Origin of the sequence: Micromonospora sp. WMMD1120 (genome assembly GCF_029626235.1) — a bacterium.
GTDB lineage: Bacteria > Actinomycetota > Actinomycetes > Mycobacteriales > Micromonosporaceae > Micromonospora.
This window is the reverse complement of the sequence record NZ_JARUBO010000005.1, coordinates 6873069-6891544: the sequence shown is the minus strand read 5'-3', so window position 1 is coordinate 6891544 and position 18476 is coordinate 6873069. Positions and strand designations below refer to the sequence as shown.

General features: G+C 67.9%; 14 protein-coding genes and 1 pseudogene. 4 read left to right on the top strand and 11 right to left on the bottom strand.

Annotation, left to right across the window (positions count from 1 at the left end; all coding sequences use genetic code 11):
• Positions 1-116: 116 nt before the first annotated feature.
• The gene (locus O7634_RS30810) at positions 117-1010 is read right to left on the bottom strand and encodes an IS982 family transposase (RefSeq protein WP_278153650.1); all 894 of its coding nucleotides are present in this window, start codon (positions 1008-1010) and stop codon (positions 117-119) included.
• A gap of 115 nt (positions 1011-1125) precedes the next feature.
• Between O7634_RS30810 and O7634_RS30805 the strand changes: the two are divergent.
• A pseudogene (locus O7634_RS30805) lies at positions 1126-1992 on the top strand (IS5 family transposase).
• A 13-nt stretch (positions 1993-2005) separates the two neighbouring features.
• On the opposite strand, the gene O7634_RS30800 reads toward O7634_RS30805, so the two are convergent.
• Complete coding sequence (locus O7634_RS30800; protein ID WP_278153649.1) at positions 2006-2353, bottom strand: hypothetical protein; 348 nt, start codon at positions 2351-2353, stop codon at positions 2006-2008.
• A 473-nt stretch (positions 2354-2826) separates the two neighbouring features.
• Entirely contained in the window at positions 2827-3927 is a 1101-nt protein-coding gene (locus O7634_RS30795) for an IS701 family transposase (protein WP_278153648.1), read from the bottom strand.
• A gap of 211 nt (positions 3928-4138) precedes the next feature.
• Between O7634_RS30795 and O7634_RS30790 the strand changes: the two genes are divergently transcribed.
• Positions 4139-5032: an IS5 family transposase gene (locus O7634_RS30790; protein WP_278150315.1), complete on the top strand. Its 894-nt coding sequence runs from the start codon at positions 4139-4141 to the stop codon at positions 5030-5032.
• Between the two features lie 6 nt (positions 5033-5038).
• Here the strand turns inward: O7634_RS30790 and O7634_RS30785 are convergent, their stop codons facing one another.
• From O7634_RS30785 to O7634_RS30775, 3 genes are all read right to left on the bottom strand, one after another.
• Positions 5039-5302, bottom strand: a complete 264-nt coding sequence (locus O7634_RS30785; RefSeq protein ID WP_278153647.1) for an AAA domain-containing protein — start codon at positions 5300-5302, stop codon at positions 5039-5041.
• 4 nt (positions 5303-5306) lie between these two features.
• Positions 5307-5828, bottom strand: coding sequence for a hypothetical protein (locus O7634_RS30780; protein WP_278153646.1), 522 nt, complete (start codon positions 5826-5828; stop codon positions 5307-5309).
• Positions 5829-6213: 385 nt separating this feature from the next.
• Positions 6214-6402, bottom strand: a complete 189-nt coding sequence (locus O7634_RS30775; RefSeq protein ID WP_278153645.1) for a hypothetical protein — start codon at positions 6400-6402, stop codon at positions 6214-6216.
• Positions 6403-6627: 225 nt separating this feature from the next.
• Between O7634_RS30775 and O7634_RS30770 the strand changes: the two genes are divergently transcribed.
• Both O7634_RS30770 and O7634_RS30765 read left to right on the top strand, forming a co-directional pair.
• Positions 6628-7014, top strand: a complete 387-nt coding sequence (locus tag O7634_RS30770) for a hypothetical protein (protein WP_278153644.1) — start codon at positions 6628-6630, stop codon at positions 7012-7014.
• A 20-nt stretch (positions 7015-7034) separates the two neighbouring features.
• Positions 7035-7538, top strand: coding sequence for a DUF6036 family nucleotidyltransferase (locus O7634_RS30765; RefSeq protein WP_278153643.1), 504 nt, complete (start codon positions 7035-7037; stop codon positions 7536-7538).
• A 1436-nt stretch (positions 7539-8974) separates the two neighbouring features.
• Here O7634_RS30765 and O7634_RS30760 read toward each other — a convergent pair.
• The 5 genes from O7634_RS30760 to O7634_RS30740 all read right to left on the bottom strand — a co-directional run bounded on the left by O7634_RS30760 (position 8975) and on the right by O7634_RS30740 (position 18322).
• A complete protein-coding gene (locus O7634_RS30760; protein WP_278153642.1) occupies positions 8975-9925 on the bottom strand; it encodes a Fic family protein in 951 nt (316 codons plus the stop codon).
• Positions 9926-10322: 397 nt separating this feature from the next.
• Positions 10323-11576, bottom strand: a complete 1254-nt coding sequence (locus O7634_RS30755; RefSeq protein WP_278153641.1) for a DUF2399 domain-containing protein — start codon at positions 11574-11576, stop codon at positions 10323-10325.
• Positions 11573-15640: an SbcC/MukB-like Walker B domain-containing protein gene (locus O7634_RS30750; protein ID WP_278153640.1), complete on the bottom strand. Its 4068-nt coding sequence runs from the start codon at positions 15638-15640 to the stop codon at positions 11573-11575. Before O7634_RS30750 ends, O7634_RS30755 begins: the two co-directional genes overlap by 4 nt.
• Complete coding sequence (locus tag O7634_RS30745) at positions 15627-16826, bottom strand: DUF2398 family protein (protein WP_278153639.1); 1200 nt, start codon at positions 16824-16826, stop codon at positions 15627-15629. The genes O7634_RS30750 and O7634_RS30745 overlap by 14 nt, the downstream gene beginning before the upstream one ends.
• Positions 16823-18322, bottom strand: a complete 1500-nt coding sequence (locus tag O7634_RS30740; RefSeq protein WP_278153638.1) for a DUF2397 family protein — start codon at positions 18320-18322, stop codon at positions 16823-16825. The genes O7634_RS30745 and O7634_RS30740 overlap by 4 nt, the downstream gene beginning before the upstream one ends.
• Between the last annotated feature and the right edge of the window lie 154 nt (positions 18323-18476).

The window sequence follows — 18476 nt, the reverse complement described above, 5'->3', positions numbered from 1 at the left end:
GTCTCGGCTGCGCCGCCTTCTGGCTATACAACTAATCTCGCCCCGACGGCAGGAGCCGGCCGGAGCACCGCGCTTACTGCCGTTGCAGTACTAGACGAGTAAGTCCGAAGTCGGGGTCAGTGGTCGTAGGCGATCAGGGACCTGGTCACGGGTTGGCCGGTGGTCCGGTTGTGCCAGATCGCGGCGGTCATCGCGAGGAGGCGTTGCGCGACGCGTGCCGCGACGCCTTCGATGCTGCGTCCGCCGTGCAGTTCGAGGTCGAGTTGGCCCTTCAACGTGTCGTTGACGGACTCGATGAGCTGCCGGATCGGTTTCAGTAAGTGCTCGTCCGAGCGTGGGACGCGGTTGCGATACGACGGCCGTAGTAACCGCACCCCACGCTCTGTCAGCCACCGGTCGAGCTCCGCGGACACGTATCCCTTGTCCGCGACGATCAGCAGTCCTGGACGCTCGGCTATGAGGTCGGGGTCGTGGTCAAGGACAGCCATCAAGACCTGACGTTCGTCGACTTTCGGTGTCGCGAGGGCCCAGGTGATCGGCAAGCCGGCCGGGGTGCAGATCAGATGCAGCCGCAGTCCCCAGAAGAACCGCGAGTGCGAGGCGCAGTAGCCGTACCCGGCCCACCCGGCCAGGTCCGAGCGTTTCACCGTCGGCCTGGACCGGCCGCACTCGACCGGCGTCGAGTCGACCACCCAGGTGGCGTCGGTCCACAGGTCGGTGTCCGCCGCGACCACGCGGATCGCTCGCTTGAGCAGCGGCAACGCCGCACGCAACCGCTTGTTGTAGCCGGACTGCCCGGGCAGGTACGGAAACGCCCCAGGCAGATGCCCGGGGACGAACCGCAACCAGCGGGCTTCGGACCGCACGCCGAGCAGGGCCTGAGCCACGGCCAGGGTGAGCAGTTCCGCGTCGGACAGCCTGGGTGGCCGCCCGGGCCTACTCTGCCGCCCGAGCCAATCGTCGATCTTCACGTAAAGTGCGGTCAGAAGGGTGTTGAGGTCGGTCGTCACAAACTGATCCTCAACACCCTTCGTCTATCTCCACCACCCAGGGGCGTTAGGACTCACTCGTCTAGGGCCTGTCCTGTCGATCTTGTAGTGGTTGATCGTTGACGATGTTCCGGTGGTGCGTCGTGGTGAGCTGACCGATGAGGCGTGGGTGGTGATCGCGCCGCTGCTGCCGGAGCCGGGTGGTGCGCGGGGGCGGTGGCGGGATCACCGGCAGGTCATCAACGGGATCTTGTGGAAGCTGCGCACGGGCGCGCCGTGGCGTGACCTGCCGGAACGCTTCGGGCCGTGGAAGACCTGCCACGAACGGCTGCGCCGCTGGACGGCCGACGGCACCTGGGATCGGATCCTCGCCGTGGCGCAGGTCCATGACGACGGCACACCGGTGCAGTGGACGATCAGCATCGACCCGTCGATCGTGCGGGCGCACCAGCATGCCGCTGGCGCCCGCAAAAAAGGGGCTCCCCCGCAAGTCCGGCGACGCCTCGTGCGCAAGATGGCGAGGCCATCGGCCGATCCCGCGGTGGGCTGAGCACGAAGATCCACCTGGCCGTCGACGGACGTGGCCGGCCGTTGTCGATCCTGCTCACTCCAGGCCAGGCCGGCGACAACCCGCAGCTTCTGGCGTTGCTCGACGCCATCCGGGTCAACGAGCCCGGACCCGGCCCGGCCCCGAAAACGCCCCGACATGCTCATCGCGGACAAGGGCTACGCGCATGACTCAACTCGTCGAGCCCTGCGACAACGCGGCATCCGGCACGTCATCCCGGAGCGCACCGACCAAGTTGCCCGCCGAGCGGCCAGAGGCAGCGTCGGCGGGCGACCACCAGCCTTCGACAAGGTGATCTACAAAAAGCGCAACGTCGTGGAACGCTGCTTCAACCGTTTCAAACAGTGGCGCGACCTGGCTACCCGCTACGCCAAACGCGCATCGCTCTACCGCTCCAGTCTGATCCTCATCGCCGCCATCATCTGGCTCCAGTGATCGGCAGCAACAGCTAGTTGCCGCGAACCTCGCCAGAGTCAGGCAGGTCGAGGTACGCCAGCAGCCGCAGGAGCCCGCTCACGTGCGGGACGTCGTGCCACAGCGATACGACGTCCTCCGGATCTCGCTGAAGGAGGCTGGACAGCTCTGCGAGATCGTCGCTGCTCTGCCCGCAGTCGATCTCCAGCTCCGGCCGCGAGACCATCGCGAATGCCGCACGAAGATCGACGTTCCAGTAGTAGTCGACGCTGAGCTGTGACAGCTGGATTTGAGGACCGAACCGACTCTCCGCCGCGTCCAACAGCATCGAGCATGCTCGGCGCAAATCCGCAATCCTCAGCACCGCATCAGCATCGGTCACGCCTCATGATCCCTCGGGGTGACGTCACCTGACCAGTCAATCCAAGATCGACAGGACAGGCCCTAGTACTGCAACGGCAGTAAGCGCGGTGCTCCGGCCGGCTCCTGCCGTCGGGGCGAGATTAGTTGTATAGCCAGAAGGCGGCGCAGCCGAGACACAGCGCCAGTAACACGGCTGAGATGAGGAGCAGCGCAAGAAGCGTGCTCAAATCGCTGCGTGCTGCCGACGTACGCGGTTCTGGTGACGGAATGCCTTCTGTTGGCTCGAGGTCGGGCACGACGTGATCATGTCAGAGCGCCGTCGTCTCGCCAGTTGTCAGGGGTAGCCGCGTCGTCGGTAGTGGCAGGTCCGGGCTTGGTGTTGGCGTCGTCGGCGCCATCGGGACCAGGCCCAGACGCGCTCTGGTGGATGAGTTGATCGCACTACGAGTGCGGTGAGCAGTCTTCGGATCTCCGGTACGGTGTAGCCGATCATCATGCCGTCGCCGGGACTGGATCCCCTTTTGTGGCAAGGGATCGGGCGACGGACAGCCAGGCGTGGGCGGCCATGGACAGGGTGATGTGGGCGTACCAGGCTCGCCAGTCGCGGACCTGGTATTCGTCGAGGCCGGCTTCGTTCTTGGCCTGTTGGAAGCACTCCTCGACCGCCCAGCGGGCGCCGGCGATGCGGGCGAGGTCGACCAGGCGGGTGCGACGGGGTCCGTAGCAGACGTAGTAAGCGATCTCGCCGGTGGTGATGCTGCGTCGAGCCAGCAGCCAGTGCCCGCGACCGGGCTGCCAGCCGATGCGCACCGGCACCCGCGCCCACCAGTACTCACGGGGGCCGTGGGCGCCAGCGCCGGCGGACAGCCGGCACCACGCCCGAGCCGGCAGGGCCGCGATCAGCTTGTCCGCGCGGGTGATGCCCATCGACGTGGTGATCATGTCGTCGTTGCGGCGGGTCGCGACCACATAACCCACATCCCGGTGTTCCAACCACAACCGCAGCGACTTCGACTGACCGTATGCCTCGTCCATGGTTACCCACCCCACCGGCACCCCGGCGTCCAACGCACGGACCAGCATCTGGCGGGCCATCTGCACCTTCGTGGCGAACTCCACCTCGTCGGGGATTCCGGCGGCCCGGCACCGGTCCCGGTCATCGGTCCACGACGCCGGAAGGTAGAGCTGCCGATCGATCAACGCATGGCCCTTGCTGGAGCGATAGGCCAGGAACACCCCGACCTGGCAGTTCTCCGTCCGCCCCGCGGTGCCGGAGTACTGGCGTTGCACCCCGGCCGACCGCGTGCCCTTCTTCAGGAAGCCGGTGTCGTCGACGATCAGCACACCGGCCGGATCGCCGAGGTGCTCGACCACGTAGTCCCGCACATCGTCGCGGACGGCGTCGACATCCCAGTCCGCCCACCGCAACAACCGCTGCATCCCGTCCGGCGACACATCCCCGGCCTGCTCAGCCAGAGTCCAGCCGTTCTTGCGACCCAGACCCGACACCAGCCCGCACAGGTACTGACGCGCCCGCCGCCGCGGCTCCGACCGACGAAACCGAGGCCCGATCCGCGCGTGCAACCGGTCCAACTCCGCATGCCACCGGCCAACATCAACATCCGTCACAGGCAGACCAACGAACACGAGTCGAACTCGATTTGCCTACTGCCGTTGCAGTACTAAGGCGTGTTTCAGAAGTCGTGGTGGCTGATGAAGGTCATGGTGTGGCGGTGATCGACAACTGAAGAGGTCTCCGGTATCTGGTTCTGCGACCAAGCAAGAACTTCATACCGGAGACCTCGTGGCCACCTTAGCGGTGACGAGGCGGCACGACCTGACCGACGCTCAGTGGCAGCGGCTCGCCGCGCTGCTGCCTGTCGCGTCGGCGAAGGGTCGTCCGCCGAAGTGGGAGAAACGGCAGCTCATCGACGGGATCAGGTGGCGGATCCGGATCGGGTCGCCCTGGCGTGACGTCCCGGCCGAGTACGGACCATGGCAGACGCTCTACGGCCTGTTCCGTCGCTGGCAGCGCGATGGGACCTGGGACAAGATCCTGGCCGCGTCACAGGCCACCGCAGACGCGCAAGACCGGATCACCTGGACGATCAGCGTGGACTCGATGACCAGCCGCGCCCATCAACACGCCGCGGGCGCCCGTAGGAACCCTCACCTGCAGAAAGAGCCGCCCGGCGGCGTGCACGACGAACCCGCTGATCACGCTCTCGGACGATCTCGCGGCGGTCTGACCACCAAGACGCATCTGGCCTGTGAGCAGGGCCAGAAGGTCTTATCAATGGTCGTGACCGCCGGACACCGGGGTGACAGCCCTCAGTTCATCCCGGTCCTGCGCCGGATCAGGGTGACCCGACTCGGAGCAGGCCGGCCCCGCACCAGCCCCGACCTCGTCCTGGCCGACAAGGCCTACACCAGCCGCGGCAACCGCGCCTACCTGCGCAAGCGTGGCATCAAGGCGTGCATCCCGAGCAAGACCGACCAGGACGCCCACCGCAAAGCCAAGGGCAGCCGCGGCGGACGCCCGCCGAAGTTCGACCGAGACCTTTACCGGATGCGACATGCCGTTGAGAACGGCATCGCCCGACTCAAGCGCCACCGCGGCGTGGCCACCCGCTACGACAAGCTGGCCGTCCGGTTCCAAGCCGTCCTGACCATCACCATCATCTGCGAGTGGCTCTGACCGGGCTTATGAAACACGCCTTAGACCCGAGCCGACCTCGAGGGCGGCGTTCCTACCGTCGGTCATCAACATGCACAGGTCACGCAACGACGCCGGTACCTTCGCGCGAAGCTCACGCAGCGCCTGATCCTTTTGGCTGGTGACGAGCACCCGCTGACCGCGAGCCAGCAGCGCCGACACCAGGTTGGCGATCGTGTGCGTCTTGCCGGTCCCGGGAGGCCCCTGAACTACGACACCCGTTTCCGAACGAAGCAGCTCGATGACATGCATCTGCTCATCGTTGGTGGGCAACGGAATTGGTGGGCAACGGAAACAGCGGGTCGCTGCCGAGGACGTCGCCGCTGGCAGCCCCCTGATGCTTGAGCCACTGGTTGCGATGCTCGGGCTCGGTGTCCACCACCAGTTGAGCAAGCGCGACGGGCACTTGCACGTCAGGTTGGCGCAGCGCCTGACCAATGTGCTGGTATGCCTCGGTCAGCAGTACCCGACTGCGCCGACGTACCACCAGTGCCGGCGAGAGACTAACCGTCGGTGCACTCGGCAGTTCGTCTCCCATCACGAACGGTAGGGCTTCGGTGTGCACGTCGGTGTCGAGACATTCCTCCAACAGCTCCACGATCGGGCGCAGCAGTTCCAGCCATGGCCGGTTGCCGTCGACGATCGCTTGACGGTGAGGTCTTCCACGCTCGCTGCGGAACAACTCCTGGTCGCCGAGAAGCTCCCGGTCCTCGGTCCGACGGCGCCCCGTTCCCATCGACACCGATACCTCAGCCGTGGCTCGATCCAGCCGCGCCACGACACTCTCGGTCGCAAGGTGGCGACGAAACGCGTGCCGTCCGGGGCCGTCCAGCGAAGCAGGCCGAGCCCGAGAATGAGCTCGTACTCGTCATTCTGCTGCTCCAACAGCTTGGCGGCGCGCTCAAGTTGCTCGTATAGCCGCCGGACCGTGTGTACGCGTTGTGTCTCGTCGGACCAGGCCTGCCACTGTTCGCACCAAGCGTCGAAGGCACGCACAACCCGGCCGGGCGGCCCTGTGCGACCGTTTTCGTCTTGGGGCGGGGCGCTCAACAGGCGCGGCGCGGGACCAGCGGCTCCACGCAGGGACTCCATGTCAATCCACTCGTGCAGCAACTCCGGCGGTGCCGGCTCCGCTGGCGTCCGGGCCGGGCATAAACGAATGATCACATCGTCGGCGGGGTGGCTACCCACTGGACACCCTGCGGTAGGGCATCGAGCCAGACAAGGAGATCTGGTAGGTCGAGATCCTCCAGGATGTCGCAAACCGGATCCCGTTCGACTGCGGCTGTCACATCCGCGAGAAAATCAATCAGCTTCGTAGTCTTCCCGATCGCATCCTGACTGAGAGTCACGCTCGCATCCACCCCCTGTGATCTAGCAGGCAACGTCACAGACTGCGCTGCCTTCAACCAAGATCGCAAGGGTGACGCCGTGCGCGCGACATGAGTGAACGGTCCGAGTAGGGGCGCGGTCCGAAATCGGCCACCCGTCGCGACCTCATCTCTGCGGTGTTCGCGGGCGGCGCCGCGATAGTCTGCAACGGATGAAGCCGTCGGCTCGAAGGTGAGGCTTGCCCGATGGGTACCAGCTACGAACCGATGAGTCTGGCCAGGTTGGCCACCCATCTGGCATCTGCGGACACCGACCAGACTCGCTGGAAGCTCGTATGGGAGTTTCTGGAGGAGTACCGCTGGGAACCCGCTGAAACCAGGGTCGACCTGTTGCGAGATGAGCCCGGGCTGACCGGAGACCCGCGGTGGGACGCGCTGCTTGCCGCGCTTGCGGAGCACCTGCTAGCTCAGGCAGATCTTGCTCCGCCTGCCTGGGGCGACGCACGTGTTCTGCGCCGGGCATGGTTTCCGGCCGAACTGGCCATCCACCGGGCCGACGCCCTGGCATGGGCCCCGGCTGCGTTCCGTAAGCACGGTGTGTACCTCTCCGTTCACGACCTGGCCGCGGCGTGAGCGGATCAGGCGGCGTCCTCATGGGGCGCGCGGAACTCGTACGCGCGTTCGCTCACCTGGGCGACCGGCTTGTCCGCCGCGGAGTCGTCGCTGACATCTTCATTGTGGGTGGTGCCGCAATGGCGCTCGCCTACGACGCGAAACGGGTCACCCGGGACGTCGACGCGATGTTCGTCCCGCACGGAGTCGTCCTCGATGAGGCGCGTGCAGCGGCCGACGAACTGGGCCTACCGCCGTGGTGGCTCAACGAGCAGGCCAGCGTGTATGTCTCCGGCAAGGACGACCCGGGCAAGCGGCGAGTCTTCGATCACCCTGGCCTGCGCGTGATGGCTGCTTCGCCGGAGCACATCTTCGCGATGAAAGCGCTCGCGGCGCGAACCCGCGACGTGGACGACCTTCGCACCCTGGCGGCGCTGGCCAAGGTAACGACGGTGGACGACGCTATACGTCTGTGCGCCGACTTTTACCCCGACGAAGCGATCTCGCCACGAGCAATGGGAGTTATCCGCGAACTTTTCGGATGATTCGGATACACATTGCACCTCGGCGCTCAACCTGATCATTTCCTATAGCTCATGCCTCTGAGCAGGATTCTCATCTGACCGCCGAAAGCAGGTGAAACGTGGCCGTCCTGCGGAGCGCTTGCTCAGAATCCTATCTGCGGTTGTTCGCTTCGGACATGGAACAGCTGGTGCCGTCAGGGGAGAGGTGCTTCGGGAATCTGCCGTTCCTGTTCAGCGTCAGGGACGTGCGACGGCAGGATGGACAGATTTGACGGCTGCGTGGGCGCCTGCACTGTCTTGGTATATCACGATCCGCAGTGTGACGAGTCGTTCCTGAGCCACTGCACTCCTTCTGGGCACCGTGCCCGAACACGCCGTGCGTCTCTTCACCGTAATGCTTCGGCAGAGTCTTGATCTTCGTGAGCTTCAGACGCAGACAACAGACGTCACAGTGGGCCACGGGTAGCGACCTCCCGTGGCGGACGCTCCCGGCGCCGATCGGCGTTCAGGCGGGATTTGCCACTGCATTCGCTGTAACGCTTCAGGGCTGATGCGCGGGGGAGCCATGAGCAGATGCTGCCCGAGGCCCGATCGAGGTCCCCTCTACTCAGGGACAACGCATGTTGAGTCATGCACGGAAAGTATCGATCAGAGTGCGCAGGGTCAAGTGGGGTGATGCTCTGCGAGAAGTAGGTGCGGGGTGGCCTCCAGGCCTGCCACGGCCTGGTATGCCAGCCTGCTCGTCCGGGCTTATGCCGTCACCATGACTGGCTGTACTACCCCAGCTCCGACACCGCGACGCCGGCGACTCATCCGGATCTAGACCCCCGCCCTGGCGGTGCGAACGCAGATCTGCGCGTCGCGGGAACACCTCGTTGCATCGCGTTGGTCGGCGCTGGATGCTCTGGCGCTGTGCGCGGTTGTGGTGGATTCCAGAGTTCGACGAAGGCGGTGAACCTGGTGCGCTCGCTACCGAAGAACGCGAGCGGCACGGGTTGCCGTCAGCGCCGGTCGACTGAAATCACCAGGACCCCTGCGGTGGGGCTCAAGCTTGATGCCTGCACGTTCATTTCGGTCAGTTGATAACCGAGCCAGCTGACTGGCAAGATTAGACCATACGCAGCCCGACTTCGATTCATGCTCACGCCCGGTAATGAGCGCACGAGGTTGAGTCAACCCTGAACGTGCCGTAATCTATGAGCATGTGCACCCGAAATGGAGCACCGATGATACGTACAAGAGTTCGAATCCCCCCTCGGACACCAAATTTCGTGGAAAATCACGATAAATGGGATGGAACGGCTGTCTTGTTTAAGCTCTCTTAGTCGCAAATGTTATGATCTTAGGCGCGAACGCTTGGCTATGTCTGCTGCGCCTGTCCAATCCGGTGACAGGTAATGTATTCTCTTCCGCGCGCTGACGTCGCAGATTGACGTGGGACGTGCCGGGTCTGCGCCTCAGCGTCGGTACGGGTCGATGATTTCCTTGGGGCGTAGCGCGGGTGCGGCGAGGTCGCGCAGCGTCGGCGAGGTGAGGTAGAACCTGCCTCGGGTTTCGCCGTGCTGTTCGAGCATGCCCGCCCGGACGAGGGCGCGTAGGTCGCGGGTTGCTTGGTCGTCGGTGAGGTTCTCGTCGCGTTGATAGAGGGTGCGGCGGACTCGACCGCCGGTCGCGGCCAGGTACAGGGCGCTGACGACCCGCTCGGGCAGCCCAGCGTGCCGGACCCAGGTGTCGAGCAGTTCCCAGAGCTGCGCGGCCTGGTCGAGGCGTTGTCGGACCAGTTGGGCTTGTTGGTGGTGGGCGCTCAGGCAGAATCGGATCCACTTGCTGGTGTCGTTGTCAGGCTGCCAGGTTGGGCCGCCGACCTCACCGAGTGCGTCGTAGTAGGCGTAGGTGTTCCGACCGACGCCGAGCCACTCCTCGATCGAGGAGAACTCCGGGGCGAGGGCACCGTCGCGGGCGAGCACGAGGGTGTGCAGGCAGCGGGACATTCGACCGTTCCCGTCCCGCCAGGGATGGATCTTGACCAGGTTCAGGTGAGCCATGGAGGCCCGCACGAGCAGCGGGGTCTCCGGTTCACCGTCGGCCAGCCAGTCCATCAGCTCGGAGATCAGCGACGGAACGTCGTCCGCGTCCGGCCCGGTGTAGACGCGTCGGCCGGTGTGCGCCTCGTCGATGTGGATGTCACCCGGACGGTAGCGGCCCGGCCACTTGTCGAGCTCGCGGCGGAGCATCATGAAATGCAGCGCGTTGAGCAACATGTGCTGCCAGGCGAACTCGCGTGAGCGGGCGAGTTGCTGCACATAGGTCAGGGCGTCCCGGTAACCAGTGATGACGTCCCAGGTTCGCGGGTTCGTTTCTACCGGTTCGTCGCCGGCGACGGCGGCGGCGGCGTCGTCCAGGGACACCTGGTAGCCCTCGATCGAATTCGAGCCCTGGATGGCGTGCGCGATCAGGGTTCGTCGGAGTTGCCCTGTCCAGTGTCCCGCATGGTGTCCAGTTCGCCGAGCACGCGCTTGTCGTCATCGGCGAGCGCAGGGGTCCGATACAACATGCGCTAATCATACAATTCTTTCCGCCAAATCCCAGATTAATCTCGGCATTACGCCGCTGAAGGGCATCAGGCCGCCTCTGACGTGTCGCGCCTTATCGCTGAATGAGGTTGTTCGGTCATGACACGACCTATCCGACCGAAGGAACACCTCGTCGGTCCACTCGTACCCGCCGTCCTGCCCGCAGGTCCCCGCCCCGCCACGATGCCAATGCATGACCAGTGAATCGATCGAGGCCCCACGAGACCGCCGCTCAGTGCTTGAGCAAGTCGTCAAGGAGTTCATCGATGAGGCTTTCCTCGTACGCCGCGCATCCGGACTCGGTCATAGCCTCGTGCAGGTTCGGATCCCAGGCTGTCGTGGGCAGGGCGGCCGTATCCAGTTGGGTCCGTCCGTGCGCGGGGCTGGTGAGGCTGCTCAAGTAGTCGGCTGCCGTCATTCGCCAGGGAACCGCGGAGGGGATGCCGGCGAGCAGGGTGGCCACGTGTTGCAGTCCGGCCTGGTCGAAGTCGGCGCGGACGGCTACCTGCCAGCCGGCGCCGGCGAGTCGTCCGATGGCATCGACCTCAAGTGCGGACGGTGTGCCCACGGTGCACAGCAACCGGACTGGTGCGTCGTTGCCGAGGTCTGCGGCGGCGGTTACGACGGAAGGGTTTTCGGTGACGAACACCCGGGCACCGGGCTGTGGGGGTTCGGGCCAGGTGCAGCGGGCGAGCTCGCGCGGTGGAAGGGTGACGACGGTGCCGGTTGGCAGGGACCAGCCGGCCGGGTGGATGCCGAGGGCGAGTAGTCCGCCGGTGAGGTCGTCGCAGTCGACGCCGGCGGCGGCCCAGGCGGCACGCGGTGGCAGCCCGGTGGGGACGCGGCCGGTGGCGGTGAGGATGGCCAGGACCAGTCCGGGCAGGGTGCCGCTGTCCAGGGCGTGCGGGAAGCCGGTGACGGTGTCGGCCAGCCGCCGCCGGTCGAGCCGTTCACCGGGTGCGGGTAGGGCGGCGATGACTGCCGCGGCCTGGTCGACGATCTGTTCACGGTTGCTGGTGGCCAGCAGCCTCGCGACCCAGCCGGCCCGGTGCAGGGCAGGCCAGAATTCGCCTTCGCAGTCGATGGCGTTGAGGGCGTGTCGTCGCAGGTGTTCGAGGGCGTCTCGGCGTTCGGCATTGCCGCGGATCCGTTCGCCGAGGCTGCGGCCAGCAGTGTGGGCGGCGAGCATGCCGGGCTTCAGGCGCGGATCATGAGCCTGCAGCCGGGCGGTGAGTGCGCTCAGATCCACTCTGATGGTTTGTCCGGCTCGCGGTGTACGGCCGCCCACCAGGCCGGTGACGGCGGCTCGTTGCATGGCGTCGGCCGGGGCGGTGACTGCGGCGGTGCCGGTGATCAGGTCCTGGTCGCCGCGCCGGTCACCGACGTCGGCGAGCCGTTGCCAGAGCCAGTCCAGGTTCTCGCCGCGCAGGGGCGCGTCGTTGACGCCGGCGCAGTCGCCCGTACACCAGGGGCATTGCGGCGTCATGCGGGGTCCTCGGGCAGCCGGTGGAGTCCGCGGACGAGCATCGGAAAGGCGACCACCGTGGTGTCGGGGCCGGCTTCGAGGTCCCAGGCGTCGATGCCGTCCCACGCGCCGGGTGCGCCGTCCCACAGGTAGCTGGTGCAGATCAGGTCGAGGTCGAGTTCGGCCAGGTACCGGGCGAGGCCTTCGCGGCCGCGTTCGTCGACCTCGGCGGGAACTTCGTCGAGGGCGGTCAGGCGTAGCCCGGTCGGGCCGAGCTGGTCGTAGTAGGCGGCGACGGCGGCGAGCATGGGGGCCAGCACGACGAGTCGGCGTTCGCCGCCGGACAGTCCGGTCTTGGAGGTCCAGCGGTGTGTCTGTCCGTCGGGGCGCACGATTTCGTAGGAGATGTCGAGCCACTGCCGGACGTCGATGGCATGGGTGAGTTGTTCGGCCATGGTCGCTCCGGGCGCTGCCGCGATGAGGGCTTGCAGGGCTTCGCCGACTTCGGTCTGTTCGGCGGCGGTGAGGGTGGTGCGGGTGCAGGCGAGTCGGTGCACGGTGGCTTCGGCGGCGGTGAGGTCCTTGGACAGGGAGCGGGCGATGCGGACGCCGACACCGGACGACGCGGAGGCGTTGCGCATCTTGCGGTTGACGGCCTGGACCCAGTCCTCGATGTGGACCCACGCGGTTCCGATGGCCAGGGGCAGGCGACCGATCACGAAGTCGCGGAGCGCTGATTCCTCGGCGCGGTTGAGGGCCTGCTGGGCGCGGTCGCGCAGTTGCCGGCCGGCGTCGGCGGCGTCCGGTGGGGCGTAGCCGACACCGTCGTGGGTGAGCAGGTAGGTGTCGAGGTTTTCGACGGTGTCGCCGGGGTCGAGCGTCCACAGGCCGGCCAGTTCGGTACGGCAGGTGTCGTAGCGCTCGCGGAGCAGACGTTGACTGATGGTGCGCTTACCGGCGACGGCGGATCCGAGCGCGTCGATCAGATCGTCTTGGTTCGGCCGGACCGACAGCAGCGCCGACACTCCGTTGACGTCGAGCAGCACCCGTACCCGGCGCAGCGCTGCCGCCAGTGGCGGAGCGGCGTCCTCGATGCGTTGCTCGGCTCCTCGTTTCTCGAAGCCGAGCTCCCGGACGCGGTTCTCTGCCTCGGTCACGGCTTTTGCGGCAGCGCCCAGTTCACCGTCGAGGTTGTCGCGGCGGCCTCTCGCCTCGGCATGTCGGGCCAGGGCGGTCGCGGCGTCGAGGCCGATCGCGCGGACCAGTGCTTCGTGCTCGGCGGCCAGTCGGGTGGCGCGCTCGACGATGACGGTGGCGTCGGCGTGCTGACGGTTCAGCCGTTCGTTGTGTTCCTGGTCCTCGCCGGCGGTGGCGGCAAGCCGGTCCAGTCGGGGCATCACGCGTTGCTGTAGCTTCTTGGCCTTGGCGTCGAGGTCGCGGGCGCGGCGTTCGCCGTCGGCGCGAAGCTGTTGGAGCTCGACGATGCCGATCGGTAGATGGCGTGCGCGGGTTCGTTGTTCCCAGGCGAGGCGCAACGTTTCTGAGGTCTCGGTGAGCTGGGCGGCGAGTTCGGCTGCGGTGTCGGCGACGCGGCGGGTTTCGCCGGCCCGGGTGGCGGCGGCTGCGCGGACGGCCTCGGCCCGGCCGGCGGCGGTGCTTTTCGGGAAGTCGCTGAGTGCCGCCCGCACGTGGTCGGCGTCGCTGAATGCACGTTGAGCGGTCTGTTGGTGCTCGGTGGCCTGCATATCGAGGCCGGCCGCCTCGACGTCCAGGGCGTCGGCGCGGGCGAGGGCGGCGGCTCGCCGCTGGGCCGCGCCGACGTGCTCGGCGGTCGCCAGGTGAGGTGGCCGGCCGCGTACGGGTCCGGCGGTGTAGGTGCCGTCGCGGCCGATGACGAGTCCGGCCGACGGGGTGCTGGTGTCGTTGACGGCAACGCGATGCAGTACTCGTTCGGCGATCTGGGACTGGGGATGGTCCGGGTCGATGATCAGCACGCTGGCGAGGTTCGGAGTGACAGGTTCGCCGGTCGAATCGATGTGCCACCTGTCGGACCGTACGCCGTCGGCGTGCAGCGCGGCGCCGAGCAGGCCACTGGCGGCCAGTGCGGTCTCGATCAATGCCCGCTCGTCGGGGTTGATGACGGCCGGGTGCCAGTCGACCGCGTCGGCAAAGGCGTGGCCGTCGGGTGCAGGACCGGCCCACTCGGGCCGGGGGACCGGCAGTAGCTTGCCGGCACGCAGCATACGTGCTTCGCCGCGGATCTCCTCGGCGGCCCTGGTCAAACGAGTCGCCTCCGCGCCAGCGACCCTGGCGCGGTGCTTCAAATCCGCAACGGCGGCTGCGCCGGCCTGCCTGACGGTGTGGGCGATGACGTCGATGTTGGTGAGGATCTGGGCGGGCTCGTCAGTGCCGAGAAGGTCGGCGTCGTCGCGGTACCATCCGGCGCCGACCAGGATTGCCAGTTCGTGATGGTCGGCGTACCAGGTGTCGATGGCATCGGCCAGGTCGCGAAGCGCCCGCCGTGTTTTTGCGGTTTCGGCGGACAGCTGCCGCTGAGCGGCGTCGGCAGCCCCCCGGGCGCGGGCCGTGACGGGCGCTTGGTCGGCGGCTTCGCGTTCGGCGTCATCGGTCTCGCGCCGGTCGGTCAGCGCGAGGCCGGCATCGTTGCCGCTGCGGCGGTGACCGGCGGCGAATTCGCGCCACAGGCCGGCGAGCGTCGCGGCTCGCGCCGGCTCGGCCCGGATGACGGCGGTCTGACCGGCGTCGAGGGATGTCTCGTCGAGGTGGAAGACGGGCCGTGGGTTGCTGGTACAGGTCAGTAGCGGATGATCTGGAGTGGCACGGTTGTCGACGGCGGCGGCTTCACCCACCAGGTCGTCGAGGTCGGCGATGATCTCGGCGGCCGTGGCCCGCAGGTTCTCCGCCCGGGACCTGCTCGCGGCCACGGACTCGGCGAACTTGGATCGCTCCGCAGCCGCGGCACGGTTCTCGGCATCGACCCGCTTCTGCATCTCGGCGAGCCGACCGGCCGCCTGATAGGACTCGGACTCCTCCAGCGCACGTATCATCACGTCAAGCTCGGCGGCCTGACGTTTGAGGTCCTTCCCTCGGGTCACCGCATGCTCGTGGTCCCCGAACGCTGCCTGCTCGCTGCTGGCCACCCGGGCCAGGTTGCGTTCGGCGTCGCGGACAGCACGCCGCGCGGAGGTCACGGCGGTGTGGGCGCCGCCGACAACGTCGATGACGTGTCCGGCCCATGCCTCGGCGAAACGTTCGAGCGCGGCGGCGGCGTCGCGGTCACGTTGGAAGGCCGCCCGGGTTGCCTCGGACTCGGCGAGGGCTTCGGCGGTGGCGGTGACCACTTCGTCGGATACGCCGGGCAGCGCTTCCCGGAGCGCATCCGCGGCGGCCTTGGGGGACACGTCGCCGAGCAGGCTCGGATTGCGCACCGAACGCACCCGGTTGGCGAGTTCGATCAGCGGTCGGTCGGCGGTCCGCCACACATGTGTCGCGAGGTGAGCGACGTAGGAATCCTCATCGTCGAACACAATGCCGCCGGCCGCGGCGATGGTGTCGCCGAACTGCTCGTTCGACAGCGCCGCCCGGTTCGGACCATAAAGAGCGAAGTCCTTCAGCGGTACGCCCGCAGCGGTGAACGGCACGACCCGGACCGCCGGGGATCCGCTCTCACTGAACATCAGCCGTACGCCGTAGGAGCGGACGCCGTCACCGCCCGGCGCCGCGAAGGTCAGCCACAGATATCCGCAGCGGCGACGGTGACCGTCGGCGCCTTCCCGCATCAGCAGTGCCAGTGAGGTCGGCCGTGCTTTGCCGGCCGCCAGCCGCTGCGCGTTGAGGTCCAGCAGGTACGGCCACAGGGCTTCCAGGGCGGTCGTCTTGCCGGTGCCGTTCGGGCCGCGCAGCAACAGCCGGCCGCTGGGTGCGGTCAGGAGCAGGTCGCCGTAGCGCCACACGTTCGACAAGCCGGCGCCGACCAGCCGCCACCGCGTGGTGAATCGCTGCGGGTGCCCGGCCGGCGCCACCAGATCGTCGCCGAACAGCGACAGTTCGTCAACCGATGCCATGGGTGTCCTTGCGTGCCTGCTCGCGCCGTGGCTCGCGGGGCCGCGCCCAGCGGCCCGCCGGCGGGGCGAACCACCACATGCCGGTTTCGACACGCAGGAGGTTCACGCCGGCGAGCAGCGCCGCCACGTCGACTGCCAGCCCGGCCGGTGCGGCGACGTGTTCGGCGGCCCAGCCTTGCCCGGCGTATTTCGCGGCGAGGGTCGTCAGGTGGCGCAGCACGTCGTCGTCGGCGATGCCGCGCCAGCCGGGTCGTTCGGCGGCGACCATCCCGTCGGACTCGGCGAGGTCGCAGAGCAACACCGCGGCGTGGGCGACGGTGCCGCCGCCGGGGAAGGGCCGGTCGCCGAGCGCGTCGCGGGAGCGGAACGCGTCGGCCGGCACCACGAACGCGGCACCCTCGGCCCGGCGTTCCAAGTGCAGGCCGAAAGCCTCGGCCAGCGGCAGGCCATCGTCGCCGCGGACCCGGCGTGACAGCCAGTCGGCCTCGTCGGGGTCCAGGTCGATGGCGTAGACGGCGGTGTCGTCGACGAGCTTGCGGCGCATCCGCCGCGCCGGGTCGCTCTCCCGTACGACCTGATGCAGCCAGCCCGCCGGGTCGGCAACCGGGTCGGCCGTACCGAAGTTCGCGATGACGTGCACCAGACGATGGTGGTGCACCGCCAGCAGCACCGGCGGGTCGTTCTCGCGCAGCAGGAGGTTGAGATCACCGTCGAGGCTCTCCACGACGCCGCGCTGTTCCAGAAGTTTGACGGCGGCCAGGATCGCGTATCGCTGGGGCATGTCGTCGGCCGCCGGGATCTCGGCCTCGGCGGCGGCGCTGCGGGCGGCGGCGATCAGCTGTCCGATGCTCACCCGCGGTGGCAGGGACTCTGCGGCGGCGACCAGCAGAAAGAACCATGAGCTGGTCAAGGGTGTGGGCCCGGTAGCGGCCCAGGCGTCGCGGCGCACTGGGGGAGATTTCCGCAGCCGGACGAAGTCCCGTTCGGCTACCAGGACCCAGCCCAGCCGGCCGAGCACCTCACGGATCGCGGCCTCGTTGCGGCGTACGGCCGCGATCGCCACGTCGTCCCGGCCCGCGACCAGCCAAGGCTGGACCATGAGCTGCCGCAGCACCGTGGCCGTCTCGGCAGCGGTTTCCGGGGCATCGGTCCGGCGTTGCCGCCACGCCTTCGCGCCGGTCGTCATGCCGCACCCGGAATCTGCTCGACTCTGGCCGGAACGTGGCGGGACGGGTCGGGGCTGGTCGGCCGGGGCGCCCCGACCCACTGGCCCGGCAGGTGGAAGACGGGAAAGCGCCCGGGGAGGATGACCCGCCAGGTCGGCGCGGCCAGCAACCCGGTGCCGGAGCCGGTGTGAAACAGCGTGCAGGCGAGTCCGTCGCGGGTGCCGGTCCGCCGGTCGTTCGTGCCGGGCACGAGCCCGGTCCGGACCGCGGTCATCAGCGCGGCCAGAGCCACCTGCGCGGCACGCACCGACAACACGCCGCCCGGCGCTTCGTTGAGGATCTCCTCGATCGCCGCCGCATGCTCGGCCATCCGCTGCTGCCGAGCCGCCTGCACCGCCGCCCGCGCGGCGGCGTCGTCGCGGGCCGCCGGGGCACGTCCGCGAGCGCCGGTGCGGCCGGTGGTGCGCAGCAACTCGGGCAGCTCGACCAGCGGCCCGGAACGCCATCCCGGGTTGGTGGACAGGTCGGCGTCGTCCGCTTCCCCGTACAGCTTGCGCCACGGATGATCCCCGGTGGCTGCTTGCAGGATCGCCGTGCCGTACCGGGGATCAAGGCACGCCCTGGCCAGAAGCAACGCCCGCGCCCGGCCCGTCGCGTACCCGGCTGAGCTGTGCAGACGGCGCAGGTTGGCGTGCATTCCGGGCAACGCGCGGACCAACCGCAACGCGAACCGGCTCGACCGTCCGGTGTGCGGGTCGCACCAGGCCGCCAGCCCGTCCCAGTCGGTGACCCGGCCACCCTTGGACGCGGTGAGCGCCCCGCGCTCGATCAGTGCCCGGGCCTGCGACTGAGCCACCGCGATCTCGGCGAGGACGCTGAAGTGCGGCCGCAGTAGCCGGTTCAGCACGTCGTGGACGCGTTGGGCACCACGTTCGAGTTCACCGGCGACGTGGGTGGCGTAGTCGACCAGCAGTCCTTTGAGTTCCGCTGTCGCGTCGCGGTCCAGGTCGAACCGGTCGGCCAGGCCGGACAGGCTGTCCTCCGCGCCGACCAGGGACGCGTCAAGATCGTCGTGGGCGGTGAACAGTCGCCCGATGAGTTCCGCGGTCCTGCCGTCGTCACGGCGGGGCAGAGCCAGCTCGTGGGCCAGTTGTTCGATCGACTCGACGATCCGGGCCAGGCTGGGTAGCGGAATCTCCCGCATCGTGGGGGTAGCGGCCAGCACCGAGGTGTAGAAGCGGTGCACCTGACGGCCGGCCGGGGTGGCCGTCCACCGCCAGTTGCGCGCCAAGATGTCGGCATGCCGCCGAATCCTCGAGGGATCCGCTCGGCCGGTAGCCGCCGTCCAGTCCTTCAGTTTGTCGAGTCGTGCCTGGACCACGCCCTCGGGCATGACCGGCCCATCGGCGGAGACCAGGAGCGCTACCTCGGCGGGCGTCAGGTCGGTCACCGACGACTCGAGCACCGACATGATCCGGATGTAGTCGTCCGAGCCCGGCGCCACCAGGTAGGCCATCGCCCGCCGAGAGTCGGTGACCTGAACGTCGAAATTCTGCGAATCGTCGCCGTCCGGACCAGTGACGTGTCGTGAGTTGGTCGGCAAATCGGTAGGCCCTCCCCAGACGCCTTCCCGGCACAGGACACGAGAGTAGCCGCAGTCCAAGTATTCA